13 protein-coding genes are annotated in these 20,226 nt (G+C 39.5%); 6 read left to right on the top strand and 7 right to left on the bottom strand.

The annotated features are described in order from the left end of the window. Positions 1–324: 324 nt before the first annotated feature. Together hslV and hslU are read left to right on the top strand one after the other, a co-directional pair. The gene (gene hslV / locus KO530_RS14390) at positions 325–849 is read left to right on the top strand and encodes an ATP-dependent protease subunit HslV (RefSeq protein ID WP_216049135.1); all 525 of its coding nucleotides are present in this window, start codon (positions 325–327) and stop codon (positions 847–849) included. A 52-nt stretch (positions 850–901) separates the two neighbouring features. Further along, positions 902–2,230: an HslU--HslV peptidase ATPase subunit gene (hslU, locus tag KO530_RS14385; RefSeq protein ID WP_216049134.1), complete on the top strand. Its 1,329-nt coding sequence runs from the start codon at positions 902–904 to the stop codon at positions 2,228–2,230. An 80-nt stretch (positions 2,231–2,310) separates the two neighbouring features. On the opposite strand, the gene KO530_RS14380 is transcribed toward hslU, so the two are convergent. The 6 genes from KO530_RS14380 to KO530_RS14355 form a co-directional block, all read right to left on the bottom strand. Then, positions 2,311–3,846 (bottom strand): DUF3369 domain-containing protein, encoded by a 1,536-nt coding sequence (locus KO530_RS14380; RefSeq protein ID WP_216049133.1) that lies wholly within the window; start codon positions 3,844–3,846, stop codon positions 2,311–2,313. Between the two features lie 103 nt (positions 3,847–3,949). After that, positions 3,950–7,240 (bottom strand): CHAT domain-containing protein, encoded by a 3,291-nt coding sequence (locus KO530_RS22245; RefSeq protein WP_216049132.1) that lies wholly within the window; start codon positions 7,238–7,240, stop codon positions 3,950–3,952. An 86-nt stretch (positions 7,241–7,326) separates the two neighbouring features. Beyond that, positions 7,327–7,806 (bottom strand): hypothetical protein, encoded by a 480-nt coding sequence (locus KO530_RS14370; RefSeq protein ID WP_216049131.1) that lies wholly within the window; start codon positions 7,804–7,806, stop codon positions 7,327–7,329. A gap of 9 nt (positions 7,807–7,815) precedes the next feature. Next, positions 7,816–9,081: a peroxidase family protein gene (locus KO530_RS14365; RefSeq protein ID WP_216049130.1), complete on the bottom strand. Its 1,266-nt coding sequence runs from the start codon at positions 9,079–9,081 to the stop codon at positions 7,816–7,818. 2 nt (positions 9,082–9,083) lie between these two features. After that, a complete protein-coding gene (locus KO530_RS14360) occupies positions 9,084–9,731 on the bottom strand; it encodes a hypothetical protein (RefSeq protein WP_216049129.1) in 648 nt (215 codons plus the stop codon). Positions 9,732–9,793: 62 nt separating this feature from the next. Beyond that, on the bottom strand, positions 9,794–10,489 hold the full coding sequence (locus tag KO530_RS14355; protein WP_216049128.1) for an RNA polymerase sigma factor: 696 nt from the start codon (positions 10,487–10,489) through the stop codon (positions 9,794–9,796). 746 nt (positions 10,490–11,235) lie between these two features. Between KO530_RS14355 and KO530_RS14350 the strand changes: the two genes are divergently transcribed. Next, positions 11,236–12,159: a GGDEF domain-containing response regulator gene (locus KO530_RS14350; protein ID WP_216049127.1), complete on the top strand. Its 924-nt coding sequence runs from the start codon at positions 11,236–11,238 to the stop codon at positions 12,157–12,159. Positions 12,160–12,300: 141 nt separating this feature from the next. Then, positions 12,301–15,798, top strand: a complete 3,498-nt coding sequence (locus KO530_RS14345) for an ATP-binding protein (protein ID WP_216049126.1) — start codon at positions 12,301–12,303, stop codon at positions 15,796–15,798. Positions 15,799–15,898: 100 nt separating this feature from the next. On the opposite strand, the gene gorA is transcribed toward KO530_RS14345, so the two are convergent. Next, entirely contained in the window at positions 15,899–17,245 is a 1,347-nt protein-coding gene (gene gorA / locus KO530_RS14340; protein ID WP_216049125.1) for a glutathione-disulfide reductase, read from the bottom strand. A gap of 187 nt (positions 17,246–17,432) precedes the next feature. On the opposite strand from gorA, the gene prlC reads away from it, so the two are divergent. Together prlC and KO530_RS14330 are read left to right on the top strand one after the other, a co-directional pair. Then, the gene (gene prlC / locus KO530_RS14335) at positions 17,433–19,487 is read left to right on the top strand and encodes an oligopeptidase A (RefSeq protein WP_216049124.1); all 2,055 of its coding nucleotides are present in this window, start codon (positions 17,433–17,435) and stop codon (positions 19,485–19,487) included. A gap of 26 nt (positions 19,488–19,513) precedes the next feature. Beyond that, positions 19,514–20,212 (top strand): DNA-3-methyladenine glycosylase I, encoded by a 699-nt coding sequence (locus KO530_RS14330; RefSeq protein ID WP_216049123.1) that lies wholly within the window; start codon positions 19,514–19,516, stop codon positions 20,210–20,212. Positions 20,213–20,226: the final 14 nt, after the last annotated feature.

Here is a 20,226-nt window from a genome sequence, read left to right as displayed (position 1 = left end):
GCCTTTAGGCCATGGATTTAAAATCTCCCACGGGGCTAAAGCGCCCGCCTACAGATTGTTTTGCATTTGTAGCATGGCCTTTAGGACATGGATTTAAAATCTCTCACGGGGCTAAAGCGCCCGCCTACAGATTGTTTTGCATTTGTAGCATGGCCTTCAGGCCAAAACGTGAAATTTGGGGCTGATCCACCTATATCGTCTTCATTTTTTAAGATACTTAAACCTTAATGCTTGAAAATTCCTTCCCGCTCCCCACATATACTCCATGAATCGTGACTCGCATTTAACGTGGGTTGATAAAGTTGATCTAAACAAGGAGCAGACGTGACTACCATTGTATCCGTACGCCGCAATAATCAAGTCGTCATCGCAGGTGACGGGCAGGTTTCGTTAGGAAACACTGTTATGAAAGGCAATGCACGAAAAGTGCGTAGACTCTACAACGACAAAGTAATCGCCGGATTTGCTGGTGGCACTGCCGATGCTTTTACTCTTTTTGAGCGTTTCGAAAGTAAATTGGAAATGCATCAAGGGCATTTAACTAAAGCTGCAGTAGAACTGGCAAAGGATTGGCGAACCGATAGGATGTTACGTAAGTTAGAAGCGTTATTGGCCGTGGCTGATCATACCGCTTCTTTTATCATTACCGGTAATGGTGATGTGGTGCAGCCAGAGCAAGATCTCATCGCTATTGGTTCAGGTGGTCCCTATGCCCAAGCGGCAGCTACCGCGTTACTGGCAAATACAGAGTTGAGCGCACAAGAAATCGCAGAAAAGAGTCTGACGATTGCTGGTGACATATGTGTGTTTACCAACCACAGCCAAACAATAGAAACGTTGAATTACTAATTTTAATAGCACTGATTTAATCGCTCAGTGCGACACTATTTAAAGGTTTTTTATGTCTGAGATGACCCCAAGAGAAATTGTCCACGAGTTGGACAGGCACATTATTGGTCAGCAAGATGCAAAGCGAGCAGTGTCAATTGCACTTCGTAATCGCTGGCGTCGTATGCAATTAGAACCTGAATTACGTCAGGAAGTAACCCCAAAGAATATCTTGATGATTGGTCCTACTGGTGTTGGTAAAACCGAAATCGCCCGTCGCCTAGCTAAATTGGCCAATGCTCCTTTTATTAAAGTAGAAGCAACCAAGTTCACAGAAGTGGGCTATGTTGGTAAAGAAGTAGAAAGCATCATTCGAGATCTTGCAGACATCTCTATTAAGATGACCAAAGAGCAAGAAACTGAAAAAGTGAAGTATCGAGCTGAAGAAGCTGCTGAAGACCGTATTCTTGATACACTTTTACCACCACCAGAAAATGCGTGGGGTGAAAAAGAGAAAGTTGAAGATAAAGGTACTCGTCAAACTTTCCGTAAAAAATTACGAGAAGGTCAATTAGACGATAAAGAAATTGAAATTGATGTTGCTTTGCCTCAAGTAGGGGTAGAGATCATGGCGCCTCCTGGAATGGAAGAAATGACCAATCAACTTCAGGGCATGTTTCAGAATTTATCTGGTTCTCAAAAGAAGAAAAAGAAACTAAAAATTAAAGAAGCATTTAAACTTTTAGTTGAAGAAGAAGCTGCGCGATTAGTTAATCAGGAAGAATTGAAAGATAAAGCACTGTTTAACGTTGAGCAAAACGGTATCGTTTTTATTGATGAAATCGATAAAATCTGTAAACGAGAAGGCACTGGCAGCGCCGATGTTTCTCGCGAAGGTGTGCAACGGGATCTATTGCCTTTAGTTGAGGGGTCTACTGTATCGACTAAACATGGAATGGTTAAAACGGACCACATCTTGTTTGTCGCCTCAGGTGCTTTCCAGATGAGTAAACCCTCTGATTTAATACCTGAATTGCAAGGACGTTTGCCAATTCGAGTGGAACTTTCAGCGTTAAGTGTGGAAGACTTCGTTCGCATACTAACAGAACCAAATGCCTCGCTCACTGAGCAGTACATTGCGCTAATGGGTACTGAAGGAGTTGCAGTTAGCTTCACTGAAGACGGTATAAGACGTATCGCTGAAGCCGCTTGGCAAGTGAATGAGCGGACTGAAAATATTGGTGCTCGACGTCTGCATACTGTGATGGAGCGGTTAATGGAAGATATTTCTTTTGATGCATCTGAAATGGAAAACGAATCCGTACTGGTAGACGCTAAATACGTCAATGAACATCTAGATAAGTTTGTTGATAATGAAGATTTGAGTCGCTTTATCTTGTAGCTTCATTTTAATAATCAAGAACCATTAAACGCATTTTAAAATTGACTTTGAAATGCGTTTTTTTATGTGGGCAATATGGCCTAAAATTTGTCAGGGTATTGCTCTCTAACTTGATTAAACTGACTAATATTGGTCAATAATAAATCGACTAGTTTAGGTTCAAATGCTTTGCCTCTTTGCTCCTTTAGGAAATCGATAATTTCCTGATTAGCCCATGGTTTTTTATAACAACGCTTGCTTCCTAAAGCATCAAATACATCCATAAGTGCAGTTATGCGCCCAGCAATAGCAATCTCTTCACCTTGAAGACCTTGCGGGTAGCCTGTGCCATCCCACTTTTCATGATGCTGTCTTGCTATGGTAGCCCCTAATTGCAAAATCGGGTTATCAGTTCTAGCCAACATTTCAAACCCGATTTGAGCATGGGTTTGCATCACTTCCCATTCAAGGCTATCTAATTTGTCAGGCTTGTTTAGCACATAATCAGGAATCCCTACTTTCCCCACATCATGAAGTGGGGAGGCAAGTTTAATCATCTCTGAGTCGAAATCATCTAGACCATATAGCTTTGCTAGCATGTAGCTAGTTTGCGCTACCCGTTTAACGTGACTACCGGTTTCTTTGCTGCGCATTTCAACCGCTTCGCCAATAATATAAGACAATTCTTTTTGAGAGTCCTTAATGACATCGCGTAGCTTCAGATTTTCATGAGCTACGGCAATATTGTTGGCGAAAAACTCCAATAAACGATGTTGCATGGGTTCTAATTGCTTATTTTGAGCAACGTAAAGTACATTTTCTGTGTTGCGCTTAGTGGTAAAGTAACCAATAAAATAATCTTCTTCGTAAATCGAATGTTTGAGCGCCAATGCCCGTTTGATTCGCGCATTAACTTCGCTACTCAATGACAACGGGGTCTCTATCTGAACCGGTTGCGGTTGGTTCAACGCAAGTATATGAACATTACTCAAATTATTATTTGCGTCTTTGGCAACCGCGCAACAAATTACCGCCTCTTCCTCGATACCTAAGACAACTGCTACTTGCTTTAATATTGCCGAACCAAACTGAGGAAGTGTGTCACATTCAATAAACTCGGAAGAAGCAGCAATGATTTTTTCCAGACCGATACGGTGTTTTTCTATGGTTAAGATATCTCTATAACCACGTAGTGCAGAATAAACAGAGGTTTTTAATCTCAACGCGGTTAATTCGGTCTTATTTTTGTAATCATTGATATCGTATTCCCGAATAACACTTTCTTCTGGGGCTTCACCAGGCTGTCCTGTACGCAGGAATAGCCGAATCTTATGGTTATTTAAATCTTCTCTAACCCATTTGACAAAATCTAAACCGGCATGAACTGTTTCCATCACAACATCCACTATCGCAACGGCAAAGTCGTGTTGGCTATTTGAAATTATATTTTTAGCTTCGGTTGCAGTATAGGCGCTATGTAACGCTAGTCGTCCATCATCAAAGACTAGATCATTGAGTACGATTTTGGTTATGTTGTGAATTTCAGGTTCGTCATCAATAACTAAAACATTCCATTTATAATCAAAGGAATCCTCTTCTTCCGGCATATCATCAGCGAATAAAAATGTATCGTTCATACTTTTGCCCCTGCTGCCCCGTGTACTTTTCACGTTATGTTTGTGTATAGATTAGTCGCAACACGAAGATTTTGTGATTTTTAAGGGTATAATTTTACACGTTTTACTGAGGAAATAAATTATTCGCTAAATCTGGCCCGAAAATCTGACTGTCGCCTTGATTTGAAGAGGTGAGTACAAATCCTGCCCAGTATTTTGGATGACGATATTTGCCCGAAGAGTGAAATCTAAATTGGGTTAACTGTAGCGCTTTGGGGGCGTCCCCTTCGGATTCCACTAAGTTTGCGTAAAACTGTTTCACGAATTCTGAAGTCGGTCGATCTTGAATAGCCCAAATAGTACCCACCACCGTCTTAGCACCTTGGGCTAAAAATCCTCGCGTAATACTACGCATCCCTGAGCCTTTATAATTTTTCCCAACCATAGTTTCGCAGCCGCTAATAAACACTAAATCAGCAGATACAGGTTTACTTAGCAATTGATTTAAGCTTAAAAATCCAGGGGTTAAATTACCTTTAATATTCTCTCCAGCGGTTAATACGCCAACAATATCCGGTAATTTTTTATCGAAATAGCCGTGTGTTCCAATATGCAGAATGTTTGAATTACGAACTTTTTTAGACATTAAAAATTGACTAGTCGCATTTTCGGCAAAGCCTTTATTTATTTGGTGACCAGCAAATAAATTAGCTACGTACTTTGCTTCTTTAAGCGTGCCTGGTAAAGCCGCTAATGTTAAACGTTCAGATATGGATCCAGGTGTAATGTCATTCACCTGTGCAGTGAAATCAGGGTTTGCAAAAATGGAAATTTCAAAGTTCTCAGCGTCAGTTGAAAATGTCTGCTCAAAATATGAAGTGGCAGATGTAATAAAAACCGATTGTGAGGTTTCAACTAATGGTTTGTAGTTTTCTGCTGTTGTGGCAATATTCCACATAGAGAACGGCATCTTATGTAAACTTTCATCGGGAATAATCAAAATTTTAGTTATTTTTTGCTGTTCAATGACATCAACTGGCAGTAAAGAAATATCCCGAAACTGTGTGTTCAACCATGGTTTACTAGAAGTATATGTGCCGTGAACGTAGTTTTTTACCATCTCCGCAATCTCTGCCACTTTTGCTATTTTTTGAACCGATATATCGTTGTGTGTGACGTTAAGTGAAAACATGGTGTGTCCATCAGAAAAATATCTAACCAACATTTGATCTGATGGCAACGATTGTTGAAATGCATCTAAGGATATATTAGCAATTTTCGAATCGTGATTTTGTTCGTTCAATACTCTAGCTAGATAATCATCTCTTGCTTCAACTAATCGCAGTTTTTCGCTTGATGAGTCGCTTAACAACATCTGTTTTTCTTCTGCTAACCAAATATTGTACAAAAGTTGAATTTGCGCCTCATTTTCACTCGCAACTTCATCGATAGAAAACAGGTTTCTCTCTTGTTTTGGGTCAACTGAATAGTACTTTTCCAAAACTTCGAAAAGTCTGGCGTAGTGATGACGAGGTTGATTTTTAATGCGCTCATTATCTAATAACGAGGTAATATAGGTATTAATAAAACTAAATCTAGCCGCATTCCAAGCTTGCGGATTGGCTACGGTTAATCGACTCTTTTCTATTAATGACATTGCCTTCTCAGCAAAGATATCAACCCACTTAAAGGATTTTTCTTGCTGACTTATTTGGACTAATAACGTAAATACTTCGATCTGTTTAATGGGGTAGGTTTTGTTTTCAATATCAATAATATCTTCGTTATAAAAACTGTCGTAATCTAATAGTGCTGCTAATTCTTGAAGCTTATTTTTATCAATCGGCTTAGCTAAATACACATTGTCTATTTTGAATTTCAGGATTTTTGCATCAATTTGAGTGGTGTGAAGTGTTCTTGGATCGTTAAATACATTGTTTAAGTGTGTTTGGGCTTTAGTGAATTCTTTTTGTTTAATTGCCGTTTTTGCGAGTTCGACTTGTAATACAATTTGATAATAATCCTGTTGGTTCTTCAATAAATGCTCGGCGCACTCTAACCATTGATTGGCCCCATCAAAATCACCTTCCTCTCGACTTGTCGCCCCTATCATAACCGCGGCTCTTGCAATCATTAAATCTTGCTGACCTAAATTCAAACAACGTGCAAGTTCCCATTGCTGATTGGGCAAGGTGTTTTGTACCTGATTTATGGTATTGGAAAAGTAACGTGAACCTGTGTCATATTCACCTGTTTGGAAAAGCAGAAAACCTTTACTAAATAACAAGGGGGCAATACCTGGGCTGTTAGAATCACTGATAATGTTTAACCCTTTATTTAAATAATTATGAGCTTGAGCAAACGCGCCTTCTCGGTAGGAAGATAAAAAAGCATTACTATAGAGTTCGGCCATTAAAAATCGATATTCAGGGGCATTTTCTGCTTTAGAAATCGCATTTTTAACGGTTTCTAATGCCAAGTTATGTTTGTCTTCAAAATTGTAATAGAACCAAAGGTGATGAAGTATGTCTGCCGTCAGCCAATTAGGAGATTTAGATAGTGCTTCGAGTACTTGTTGATATAAATTTTTAGCGTATACATCCAGATCCAAACCTGCTTGTTGGGAATGGGCGATATCAGCAAACATGCTTCCACAATGTTGAATAAATTTTGATTGGTTTAGAAGCGCGGTTTGATCATTACTAAGTTGGCCATGATGTTTAGAATAAACATACAGAGTTGCAGCTAATTGTGCGGCAACTTGAGTTTTGACTGGGTCATCTATTTGGCTCTCAGGCTCAAAAGATGAAGTCCAAACTGCGCATTGAGCAATAATGTCTTGGGCGCTGAATTGATTTAAATTAAAGCTAGTAATAAAGCCAAGAGAGCCATTTTTAACTTGCTTTGCATTTTCCATTAGTCGGCGAAGCGTCCATCTGGAGAAGTCGCTATTTACGTCACTATTGGTTATTTGCGAAACAATTGAATAGGGCTGATTAGTTTGCGTTTGTGCAGGAGTAGCCAAAATATCGATAACGTTTTGGTACGCAGAATAATCTGTATTGTCTAATTCTATCAAACTGATTTTAGGAGAAATTTTAGTATAATTTACCAGCACCCTAATTTTATTGGTTTCAGTAACGGTTTGTGGGAACTGAAATAGGCTAAAATACTCGGTATCTTTGCTGTCTATATCTTTTTTTTCAATCAATTGATTATTAACGAAAATTTCAATTTCTAAAGGCTGGTCGGCATGACTCAACTTCAATAGTGCTGCATGGCCAACTTGATTGACTGTTAATGCGGTAGATTCCATTGCACTACAGGTAAAACTGGCACACAACAAGATAAGACTGTAGGACAAAAAACGGAACATATTTAGCAAAACACGTCTTTGGTTAACAATGGATGGCACATTGTAACCTATAAATTTTGTTTGGGATAAGAAACTTGGAGCTAGTGCCACCTTGAGGAAGTGGCACTTTTAGTCAGCGATGCGGGTTAATCGAGAAGGTAAACTATCCAACTGTGTTTTGATTTAGCTATGTTTCCGTATTTATCTTGCCAAATCACATGGGCAATAATATCGCTATCTGGATTGTCATCCGCCGGTAGAAAGTTGGTCCATTCTTTGATGTGCCACCCTTCTAAATCATCAAACATAATGGTTGAGATGCCATCGTTTATATTGACCAGTTGCGTTTTATCTTCATTTAATACAAATACGGTGTTGTCTGATGCTAATCTGAATAACTCAGGCCATTCGTTAGCACTTGAACCGTCTTGATTGACAGCCGTTTCTTGTACATATAGTAGATCAGCAATTTTTTTCTTACTGATCTCAATAAAGTACCTTCTTTGTGGAACAAAAAACCAAGGACTAATTTGTGAAACTATTTCTTCCTGCGTTTTTGTTCCGCCAGATTGTTCGACCGCTTCTATGCCTAAAGCTGTAATTTCTCTTATTATTTGGTCTGGCATGCAGTTTCCTTAGTTCACATTGAAAAGTTTATGCAAGTCTACATTGTTGTTCTCGTCGAGTAACTTATCTTTCACTTCGTCTAATACCATCAATGCATGACGTTTATCATAAGTACCGTTTTTGAAAATTGATAGGGCTTTAGTATTAATAGCGTCATGTAATACATCTGCAATTAGAATACTCCCTAGTTTACCAAGCCTTTCTCCGTTTTGAGTGGTAGCGGCTTCTTGCAGGATATATGTCCAAAGTGGCAAGTTCTGGATATTGAGCTTTTCAATGCCATCAAATTGCGGTGACAGTTTTTCCAGAGGAGTCATTTGAAAAATGTCGTTTAGCTCGGCTTGAGCATTGATTTTTTTAACAATGTTGTATCCAGATGGAATTTGTTTGTTTAGCCCAGCCAATATATTTTTAAAGATAATACGGATCATTTCTGAATTGTCAGAAGGAAAACGTATTTTTGACATGGCATCTGATAAAGACAGATCAATTTTATTGGCTTTTTGATTGTCTCCAAAAAAACGACGCCATTGAATTACGTGTTTATCTTGTACTTTTTGTGAAGATGCAAACAACGAGGTCAACGGTACTTCAGGTTGAAAGCGCCTTAGTGCGTAACTATTTCTCACCATACTGTGACCAAAACGAAATGCACTATTGTGAAAATAATCTAAGCGCTGCTCGGTTTTGAAGGGTAATTCAGGCTTTGCCTGTTGATTAAAATACACCTCAAAAATGTGCGGATCTAAAAGATTTTTTAGATAATATTCAATGGTCACAAACTGAAAAGTTAGTATGGTGTGGCATTTAGCATTTTCAAAATCGAAATGATATGGAGCTTCTATTAATTGGTTGTGAAAATTCTGCCAGAATGCATGTAGCTGACAAATAATATCGTTGATGTCATTGCGGTGTTCGGGAATTCGCGCTTTACCATTGTCGTCTCTTGCAACGTCGAAACCTTTTACCCCTTGCCATTGTATTGGACGCAACTCAAATCTGTCATTCACAATACTATTGTTTTGACCATATAGACTTTCCAGTAACAATTCATTGCTTACCGTTCTGACTGGGTGATCTGGTGGGGTGGTATGTGGTGCAATATCGTGAGCAATCATTTGCCCAAAATAAGTCATTCCCGCATCAAGATTACTTGATGGTACTGTATTGTTATTTTCCAATAATTTTTCTGCAATTTGCAGTAATACAGGATCACTCAAATAATCGGGATTCCACATCTTTTTAAGTTTGTGGGTGAAACTAAAATCCAACATAACTAATCTCTTACTGCTACTACCAACGATTTCTTATTTCTATTGTTTGATTCATCAAGGGAATATTGAATTTCTATCAAACCAACTTGCAACATCTCTTTATCTACCGATATGACTACTTCCCCTTCGGTGTTAGGGGTGTAGGACGCGGTATAGATTGGACTCGATGAGGAGTTAATAAACATGTTGATTTGATATGTTTTAGTAACATCAAACTCGTCTTGAAGGACTAGAGAAACAGATGATGAGACATCATTAAGAGAAAATGTCTGATCAACATTGGAGGTGTTGCCTCTTGCTGAAGACACGTAAACCATGGAAGGCGAAGAGAACGTACTATTCGACGTGACCAAATGTTCAAAATTGACAACTAACGAAAACAGCAGAGCACCGGCACAAAGAGTACCTATGCTAGCGCGCGCAGGTGTCGCAAACAACAATTGCCAAAACGTTGGTTTTTGTTTCGGGCTTTGAGCTAAAAACGGTAACGCTTTAATAAACATCGAGTCGAGCTGCAATTGGTCTACAACGTCAGGATTTTCCATTAGGTAAATTTCAAATTCTTCACATTCTTCTGCACAGAGCTTGCCTTGCATATAGCGATTGGCGATATCACGTCTTTCGATATATGCTTGATCCATTGGTGTCATTAGAACCTCTTATTTTCTCCAGCCAACAAACCATAATTATATAGTTTTCCCAAATGGCCGTTCTATTCTTCCGTGTCGGTGTTAATAACCAAGTGTTGCGGGATTTGGATTTCTCTCACCTGATTGTGAAAAAAATTATCAATTGAAGAAGACTGGGCAGAAACTGAAACTTGACAGGCTAAGGCAAGGCTCAAAAGTGATGTTAATGTTGTTTTATTTAGATCTATACCTAATTTAAGTTGAATGACATCTTTAAGTCTTTCGCGCGCTCTGTATAACACTCTGTCGAAGTGCGCTGGGCTCAATTCAAACTCGTCGCAAATTAGTTGTTTGGATTGGCCATAGACAAAATAACGATACAATAAATCTCGATCTCGTTGGGCAGGTAATTCATCAATAACCTGTTGTACAATTTGTACTAATTTTTCAGAATTGAGTGAATTAAAAATGGATTTCGACGTGTCTGGGTATTCCAAGTCGATTGAATCTGAATATTCGGTTTTACGCCGCGACTCCTTGCGGAAATGGGCTATCAACAAATTAAGCCCGGTCCGACGAATATAGGCGCCGACTGCTGAGCTATTTTCAATTTTACCATTGCGAATGTTGTCGATAACTATGAGGAAAGTATCTTGGGCTATGTCATTGGCTAATTCGTCATCGTCAGCCTGTTTTTTCAAAATAAAAAATAGACTTTTCCAATATTTATTAACCAATTGTTGCTCAGCTTGAGTCTCGCCAGAGGCAATTCTGTCCACCAGATACTCCGACGTAATCATCTCCAACGTTCACTCCTACTGCATAAAGAACAATCGAATTATTGATCTACTATCGATTGATTCACTGAGCAGACCTGAATGCTAAAACTTAGTGGAATTTTAAACGTGATGCAACCGCTAGAGGACTGATATTTCAATTTATTCGGCTGTATTCAAAAGGTTTAATGAGTTTTGATTAATTAATAGGCTTCTATATTGTGGGTAATTCATTTTCCCTTTGATTTAACCCAAGCCGCTTTTTAGAAATCAAAAACAAGCACCTAGTTGTTATATCAGCACGACGCATTGCTTTATTACTTCTTTCCTATTCATTTTTAACAATTGTCAGAAGCATTCACCTTGGTCCGATGTATTGTGAGTAAAATCTGCTCTATCGTTTATTTGTCTTGGTGATGAGGGGGTTAGGTTATTGAAATTGTTAATTATTTATCAGACATTAGTTTGTTCTTTCGGCTATTTATCAGCTCCTTATTGAGGACGATTAAAGACATTTCAAAATGGCGAAAAACCAAAGGAATTTAATCTATTTTTTGATATCATCAGAAAGTCGAAATTTTTGTTGTAACTCCGTCCTTTCATGACTCTGATGGCTAGCTGAACAATCGTCTACCGATTGATTGGTGGAAAAGTAATTTTTACTTTTTTTGATTCCAGTAAATGAGTCCGAAAGAAGACGTCAAAAAGTAAAAAATAAACCTTCTAAATAACTAAAAAGGTCAAAGTAGTTGATTGGGAAAAATTATGTACAGCAAGGTACCTTGCAAGAGGCACTTGTTTTAATTGTCGATGATGAACCCATCAATGCTATGGTTATCGCTGACTTATTGGCGAACTTGTATAATACCAAAATTGTCCATTCTGGCGAAGAGGCGTTAGAGTTTTGCCAGCACCAGACACCGGATTTGATTCTATTGGATGTGGTGATGCCTGGGATTTCGGGGTTAGAAACATGTCGGACAATTAAGAATAATCAAAATCTACAACACATCCCAGTTATTTTTATCACCTCGGTTAAAAGTCAAAACGATGAAAATAAATGTTGGGAGGCTGGAGGAGTCGATTTTGTTTCCAAGCCGGTTAATGGTATTACACTGTTAAACCGCGTGAAAGCTCACCTTACTTTAAAAGCACAATCTGACTTTCTGCGAAAAATGTCATTTACCGACGGTTTAACCGGGCTATACAACCGACATTTACTCGAAGATGTATTGAATAAGTATATGCTTCAGTCTAGTCGCACCGAGTCTCCATTATCACTCCTTATGCTGGATATCGACTGGTTTAAACGCTTTAACGACAGTTATGGGCATATTAGTGGAGACAAATGCCTAATTTCGGTCAGTAATGTTTTAAAAGACGTTTTACATCGTCCAAATGACATGTCATTTCGCTATGGCGGAGAAGAGTTTCTATGCCTTTTGCCCGATACCGATAGGGCTGGAGCTGAGCATATCGCGAAAACTATTTTACAAAAAATAGCGAATTTAAAGGTGCCTCACGAAGCGTCACCATTTGGAATCGTTACCGCAAGTATTGGTTTGTATAGCACAAGCAATAATGAATCTTACAAAGTCAATGAAATTATCCGAAATGCCGATAAAGCACTTTATTTAGCAAAACAAAAAGGTCGGAATCAATTCACCGGTTAACTTGCGTTGTTTTTAGCGAACTACTAAAGTTTAAAGTCATTTACGCATAATCTTTTATATCATTAGTTACTATCTGGTTAACTTTCAATTTATTGAAAAGCACAGAGGGTTTTGGGTGCAGTTTTTTCTACGGAGTATTTAATGTCAATAAAGCCACGTTTGCCCAAGATAAAATCTTGGTATGGCGGGAAAAACTTATTTATACCTACCTTTTTTCTATTTGTATCAATAATTTCTATCGCTATTATCATTTTCGAAACTCAAATTAATACTACTATTATGGCTTTAGTTGAAGAGAATCAGCGGGTAACAAATAGTCGAATTGACACTCAGGTACAACAATCCCTTTCCAAATATCGAAATGACTTACGCTTTTTGTTTGGTACACCTCCTATTGAAGGTTTTGCCAATACTATGGTGCAAGATTCTGAAGTAGATGGTTCTACTCATGAACAATGGAAACAAAGGTTAGAAACTATCTTTGTAGCTTTTGTTGAAAATAATTCAGAGTACGAACAAATGCGCTTTATCGGCATTGGCAATGAAGGCAAAGAGTTAGTGCGCGTTGAACGAAGTGGCGGTGGCATAAAAGTGGTAGGCGATGCTCACTTGCAAAACAAGAGCGAGAGAGACTACTACCAGCAAAGTATAAAACTGTCTGCGGGGCAAATTTATCTGTCCGAAATTTCACTAAATCGTGAGTTTGGCGAAATAGAATTTCCTTATCGTCCTATGCTCAGATTATCTATACCGGTATTCAATAATCAAATCGAACGTTTAGGTTTCTTAATCCTAAATATCAATGCCAGTGAACTGCTGAATTCGATTCAAGGCCTTGTTGATAAACCGAACCAACTAATCTTAACCGATAGTAACGGCTTTTTTCTGGTGCATCCTAATCCAGAACTAATGTACAGCAAGGATCTAAACCCAGAAGCAAGTTGGGACAGTTATTACAATCAGAAACTAGACTTGGGCAGTCAAATCGATATTACTAGAGTGAAACACTACCCAACAGGAGAGTTCTATTCTTCTGCTAAAAAATTAATTATCAGTGGTGATTTTAATGATGGCTTTCTGCTCTCTCATATTCTAACCCCAGAGGCAGTAATAAGTGATTTAGCGATGCAAAGACGAACCAATGTCTATGCCATTTTATTTGTTGTATTTATTGTAATAGTAATCGTTTTGGCGGTTTTTCAGAGAGGGTTGCGTAGAAGTCAGGAATTAGCTGAAGCAAGGGCGGAATCCGAGGCTATTGTTAATGGCTCGCAAGATGCTATTTTCGGGTTAACAACCGATGGGCGAATATCAAGCTGGAATCGCGCCGCAAAGGCGTTATTTGGTTTAGATTTCGAGCAAGTAGAAGGTCGGCGTGTTGTGGAGCTATCGTTATTTCCTGAGGTCAATTTTGATGAACTTATTCATAAATTGGCAAGTGGCGTGAGTCAGCAGTCTTTAGAAACCTGTTTACAGCAGGATCAAAACATTAAGCTGCTGGTTTCACTGTCTGCAATTCTTCAAGATGGCGTTACTTTCAGTGGAGTTGCGGTGATTACACGGGATATTACTAGCTTAAAAAAGGCCGATGAAAAAATCCGTAAAGTAAACGCTGAATTAGAGGTGAAAGTCGCTCGACGTACCGCCCAATTGGAAAAAGCGAGCGATGTTAAAAGCGCGTTTATTTCTAACATTAGCCATGAAATGCGCACCCCACTTAACGGTATAATTGGCACTTTAAATCTCATTAAAAAAGAACCACTTAGTGAACAACAGTTACAGTACCTTGATATGACGGAAGTGAGTGTTAACTCGCTCTCGGTGTTGATTAACGACATTTTAGATTTATCAAAAATAGAAGCGGGTAAATTAGACCTGGATTACAAAGCATTTAAACCTGGTAAATTAATTGAAAGCTTGTGCGGAAGTATGGCAGTCAAAGCGCAAGAGAAAGGCCTAGAATTTATACTTGATAGCATTGATATAAAGTGTGAATCAATCATCAGTGATCCGCATCGCTATTCACAGATTCTTACTAACATTTTAAATAATGCAATTAAATTTACCAATCAGGGACATATTTTAGTCAACGCCTATTCAGAACAACTCGATGATAATCATTGCAGTCTGCATTTCGCGGTGACAGACACTGGAATAGGCATCGCAGAAGAAAATCAGAAACGATTATTCAGTGCCTTTTCCCAAGAAGACAGTGCTATCGCTTCTAAGTACGGTGGAACAGGCCTTGGACTATCGATATGCAAACAATTGAGTAAATTACTCAATGGCCAAGTGACCTTCAAATCAGAAAAAGGCAAAGGCAGTACGTTTCATTTCCAAGTACATATCCCCAATGTTAACGTGACGTTCAAACGTCCAGAGAAACATCTCAGTGGCAAACTCGTTACCATCTTAGTCGCGAATCAACAACTCCATCAAAGTCTATGTAATATGGTCGTCAAACTCGGCGCTAAGGTCATGCCTGATAATGAGATTACCGGCTACTTAGAATCGAATACTGAACTGCCGGCAAAATTGCCTGACATTTTTATTGTTGATCAACTTGATCCTCGGGCACTGTTACTTGAACATTGCTGGGACGCTATAGAATATGCCAACAACAGCTCTGCTAAAGTGGCCATGTTGTATAATACTCGTGATGCCAAAACCATGTTTAAACGTCTTAAGCCCATCTATATTTCTAAACCCGTGTCTATTTCAGAGTTTTTATTGAAATATACCGACAAAAAGCAAACGTTAGCCGACGCCAATGCAGAGCAGAACAAGCCTAAAATAACTGACGTGGATCTTCCCGTAGACAGTAAATTAACCGGTGCTAGAGTATTGGTTGTGGATGACAATGATATAAATGTCGAGGTGGCAATAGGCATTTTAAAACCTACTTCAGTAGAAACAGTGAGAGCTGCCAACGGACAACAAGCAATCGATAAATTGCTCGCATCTGCTGCCAGTGGGGAAATTATTCACTGTGTACTAATGGATTGCCAAATGCCGATTTTGAATGGTTATGAAGCAACTGCGCAAATCCGTAACGGTGAGGCTGGTCAGTTATATATTGATGTTCCAATCATAGCTATGACCGCAAATGCTATGCTGGGAGAAAGGCAAAAATGCTTAGAGGCTGGCATGAATGATTATGTCACTAAGCCAATTTCTGCTGAAAAATTGATAACTAAACTGACTAAGTGGGTGTTATCTGTGTTTAAACCCAAGGTTAAAATTATTAATGACAGTGGAGATACGGAACAATCTATTGCCCAAGCTATTACCTCTTGCGTGGTTTGGGATAAACAGGGAGCACTTACCCGGTTGATGAATAATCAAAACCTGTTGAACAAAATATGTAATATATTTTTGCAAAACACTGGAGACAAAATTGCAAAGTTGCGAGGCAGCGTCCAGAGTCAATCTTTAGAAGAAATTTGCCAATTGAGTCATTCACTTAAAGGTGTTTGTGGAGATATTGGTGCAATGCAGCTACATGAAACCTTTGGTAATATAGAGATTGAAGCTCATAAACCGAATATTGCCGCGATTGAAAGTTTGCTTGTGACCATGGAACAGCAATATGACACTCTAGTTAACCTGCTTGAAAAACATATCGAAGCTGCAGATTAGATTATTAGCCCAAGGTATTGGCTTAGTAAACCCCTCTAGTTTCGACTGTATTGACAGCCAAAACTAGGGAGAAACGGTTCGCTTTGTTAGTCGGCTAGGGTCACATAGTGACGTATTCTTCTCCAGAAGTAGGATGAATGGCTACGCAAGCATCAAAATCAGCTTTAGTAGCGCCCATCTTCATAGCCACGCCAAATCCTTGCAGAATCTCGTCCATACCGGCACCTATGCCATGTAAGCCGACGACTTTTTCTTCCTCACCTGCACAAACTAGTTTCATTCGAGTCATTTGACGATGTTTCGTCACTGCTGTGTACATAGCCGCGAAGCTAGAGCTATATACTTTAACGTTGTCAGCACCGTATTCTTTGATCGCCTCATCTTCACTTAAACCTATAGTGCCGATTGGAGGATGACTAAATACCACTGTTGGGATAAGAGAATAATCCATGTGTGCATTAGTCTGACCGTTAAATAAACGCTCAGACAATAAACGTCCTGATTTAACCGCAACAGGTGTGAGTTCAACATAACCAATGTTATCGCCTACCGCATAGATCCCATCTACGTTGGTATTTTGGAATTTGTCGACTTTGATGTATCCACGTTCATTGAGTTCAACGCCAGTATTTTCGATGCCAATCTTATCATTAGCAGGTTCACGTCCAATGGCCCAAACAACACAGTCTGTTTCAATACTGGTACCGTTTTCAAATTCAATGGTTAACGAACCATCTGTATTTTTAATTACCTGTGTGGGAGTAGCATGAGTGTGCAGAGTAGGACCATCTTGAGCCATAAGCTCTACTAAGGTTTCGGATAACATAGTATCAAAACTTCTTAATGGCGCGTGTTTACGCACGACTAAATCGGTTTTTGTACCTAAAGCGTGCATTACACCTGCTAGCTCTACAGCGATATATCCGGCACCAACCACAACCGCACGTTTAGGTTGTTGGTTTAATTCAAAAAAGCCGTTAGAGTCGATTCCCAATTCTGCACCTGGGATCTTTGGTATGGTAGGGCGACCGCCAGTAGCAATAAGAATGTGCTCTGCGGTATATTGTTTGCCATTCACTTCAACGGTATTTTTGTCTACAAAAGTAGCAAAACCTGAAATTAAAGTAACGCCATTTTTCTCAAAGCCGCTGCTGTAGCTACCATGAATGCGCTTGATATAGGCTTCTCTGCTTGCAACCAAGGTTTTCCAATCGAATTTATTGATTGTGACATCGAATCCGTAGTCTGGTGCATATAGGTTTATGGCTTCAGCGACATGGGCGCCGAACCACATCACTTTTTTAGGAACACAGCCCACATTTACACAAGTGCCGCCAACCGCTGTTGCCTCAATTATTGCCACCTTTTTGCCATACTTTGCTGCGCGGTTTGCTGAAGCAATTCCACCACTGCCCCCGCCGATACATATGTAATCAAAATCTGCCATGTTTTATCCTGAAGTTAGTTGTATTAATTAGGTTATTGTAGATGAATAAGAAGCACAAATCCTGTGGATTCAATTTTCAGACAAAAAGTTCATGAAGGTAATAAATATATTTGCCTATCTCTTGTAATTGCCTTTATAAGGCCTCACGTACAAAGTTCCAACCCTTAAAATATTAATGGATACATTTATGAATCAAGTCGCCACTCATCATTCTCAATCAGATATCAAGTCTTTGCCTCAGTTTACGCAAATCAAAATTAGCGAAATAAAAGACTCAATAGAAGAGGCGATTTCGAACTGTAAAAACACTATTAATAGGGTATTAGAGCAAGAGACCGTGAATTGGGACACTATCATTCAACCAATTGACGAAATAGATGATATTTTGGGTAAGCTGTGGTCACCAGTATCGCATATGAACTCTGTTGTGAGTAATGACGAGTTGCGTGAAGCCCACGATGCATGTCTACCACTATTATCTTCCTATGGCACTTGGGTTGGGCAGCATAAAGGTCTTTATGATGCTTATACTCAGATTAAGCACTCTGAAGAATTTGCCACACTCTCGGTTGCGCAGCAGAAAGTTATTGATAATGGTATCCGCGACTTCACCTTGTCTGGGGTTGCGTTGGAAGATAGTAAAAAGCAACGTTATGGTGAGATTAAAAGTCGGCTGTCAGATTTATCCTCTACATTTAGCAATAATGTGATGGATGCGACATTGGCTTGGCAAAAACATATTACTGACAAATCTGAATTGGCGGGGTTACCAGATTCTGCCTTAGAAGCAGCTAAGCAATTGGCTGAAAGCAAAGATCTAGAGGGCTGGTTGTTCACCTTAGATATTCCAAGTTATTTGCCCGTTATGACCTATGCCGACAACCGTTCGTTGCGAGAAGAAATGTATCGCGCTTACACCACCCGTGCATCAGAGCTAGGTCCTAATGCAGGCGAGTTCGACAATACCCAGATTATTGAAGAAACCTTAGCTTTGCGTCATGAGTTAGCCAATCTTATGGGGTTTGCAAGTTACGCTGAACGTTCGCTAGCAACTAAAATGGCCGAGTCTACTGAGCAGGTTACTGGATTCCTAGAAGACTTAGCAAAACGCTCAAAACCGCAAGCTTTAAAAGATCTTCAAGAAGTCACCCAATTCGCCAAGGCTGAACATCAGGTAACAGAATTACAAGCATGGGATTTAGCCTACTACAGTGAAAAACTAAAACAGCAACAATATTCCATTTCAGACGAACAATTGCGCCCCTATTTCCCAGAAAAGCAGGTGGTCTCTGGCTTGTTTGAAGTGGTTAAACGTTTATACAAAGTTAATATTGTGCAGCGTCAAAACGTTGATGTGTGGCATAAAGATGTTAAGTTTTACGATATTGTCGACAGTGACGGTGAATTGCGTGGTAGTTTCTATTTAGATTTGTATGCGCGGCCTCGCAAGCGCGGTGGAGCGTGGATGGACGAATGTCAGGTTCGTAGAACGCGAATCGACGGGCAATTACAATATCCTGTGGCTTACTTAACATGCAACTTTAATGGACCCGTGGGCGACAAACCTGCGCTGTTTACCCATGACGAAGTCATTACTTTGTTCCATGAGTTTGGTCACGGTATTCATCATATGCTAACTAAGGTAGATGTGGCCGGCGTTTCAGGAATCAATGGTGTGCCATGGGATGCAGTGGAGTTACCTAGTCAGTTTTTAGAAAATTGGTGTTGGCAACCCGAAGCGCTAGCATTCATATCGGGGCACTATGAAACAGGCGAAGCCTTGCCCAAAGACCTGTTAGACAAGATGTTAGCAGCGCGTAATTTCCAATCGGCGATGCAAATGATGCGACAATTAGAATTCAGTTTGTTCGACTTCACCTTACATGAACAATACCAGCAAGAAAATCCGGTTAATGTGCAAGAATTTATTCAAAAAGTGCGTGAAAAAGTGTCGGTACTTAAAGCTCCGGAATTTAATCGTTTTCAAAATAGCTTTGGGCATATTTTCGCCGGCGGTTACGCGGCTGGTTATTACAGCTATAAATGGGCAGAAGTATTAAGTTCTGACGCCTTTAGTCGGTTTGAAGAAGAAGGGATTTTCAATCCGCAAGTGGGTTCAGACTTTTTACACAATGTTCTGGAAATGGGCGGCAGTAAAGAGCCGATGACGTTATTTGTGGCATTCCGCGGAAGAGAGCCCAGCGTTGATGCATTATTACGCCATTCGGGTATTGCCGCTTAATCAAATTAAAAAAGGATAGTGTGCTTTTGGCAACTTTAGAAACATTTGAACACCTTTACCAACGAGCCTGTGAGCGTAAAGGAGGTCCTAAAAAATTAGCTCTATTGTTGTCGAAGCCACTGACACCTAAGAAGATAGAAGCTATTGGTGATGATCGTTTTTTAGCAGAGTTCAGTAAAAAGGTTTTCCAATCAGGTTTTGTTTGGAGAGTAGTGCGGGATAAGTGGCCTAATTTCGAGCGAGCATTTTTCAATTTTGATATTGAAAAGGTCGTTTTAATGCCAGATGAGATGCTCGAAAAAAAAGCCCAAGATCCCAGTATTATTCGTAATTACAACAAAGTAAAAACCATTCGTGAAAACGCATTAATGATTCAAACCGTTAAACAGGACAAAGGTAGCTTTGCCAAGTTTGTGGCCCAATGGCCCACTCACGATATTATTGGGTTATGGGCATATCTGAAAAAACATGGCGCACGTTTAGGTGGCAATACCGGACCTTACGCATTGCGCGCCTTGGGTAAAGATACGTTTATTCTTAGCCAAGATGTGGTGAGCTATTTTGCCAAAAGAGATGTAATCAGCGGCTCTGCTTCATCTAAACGCAGTTTAACGGCTATGCAAAACGCATTTAACGATTTTCATCAGCAGAGCAATCTTTCACTGCAAGAAATCAGTCAAATTATTTCTTATAGTGTAGGTGATAACCATGTTCAAGTTGAATAGTGATTCTAGGTTCA

This window comes from Aliiglaciecola lipolytica (genome assembly GCF_018860635.1).
Lineage (GTDB): Bacteria > Pseudomonadota > Gammaproteobacteria > Enterobacterales > Alteromonadaceae > Aliiglaciecola > Aliiglaciecola lipolytica_A.
This window is presented reverse-complemented; position numbering and strand designations above follow the sequence as displayed.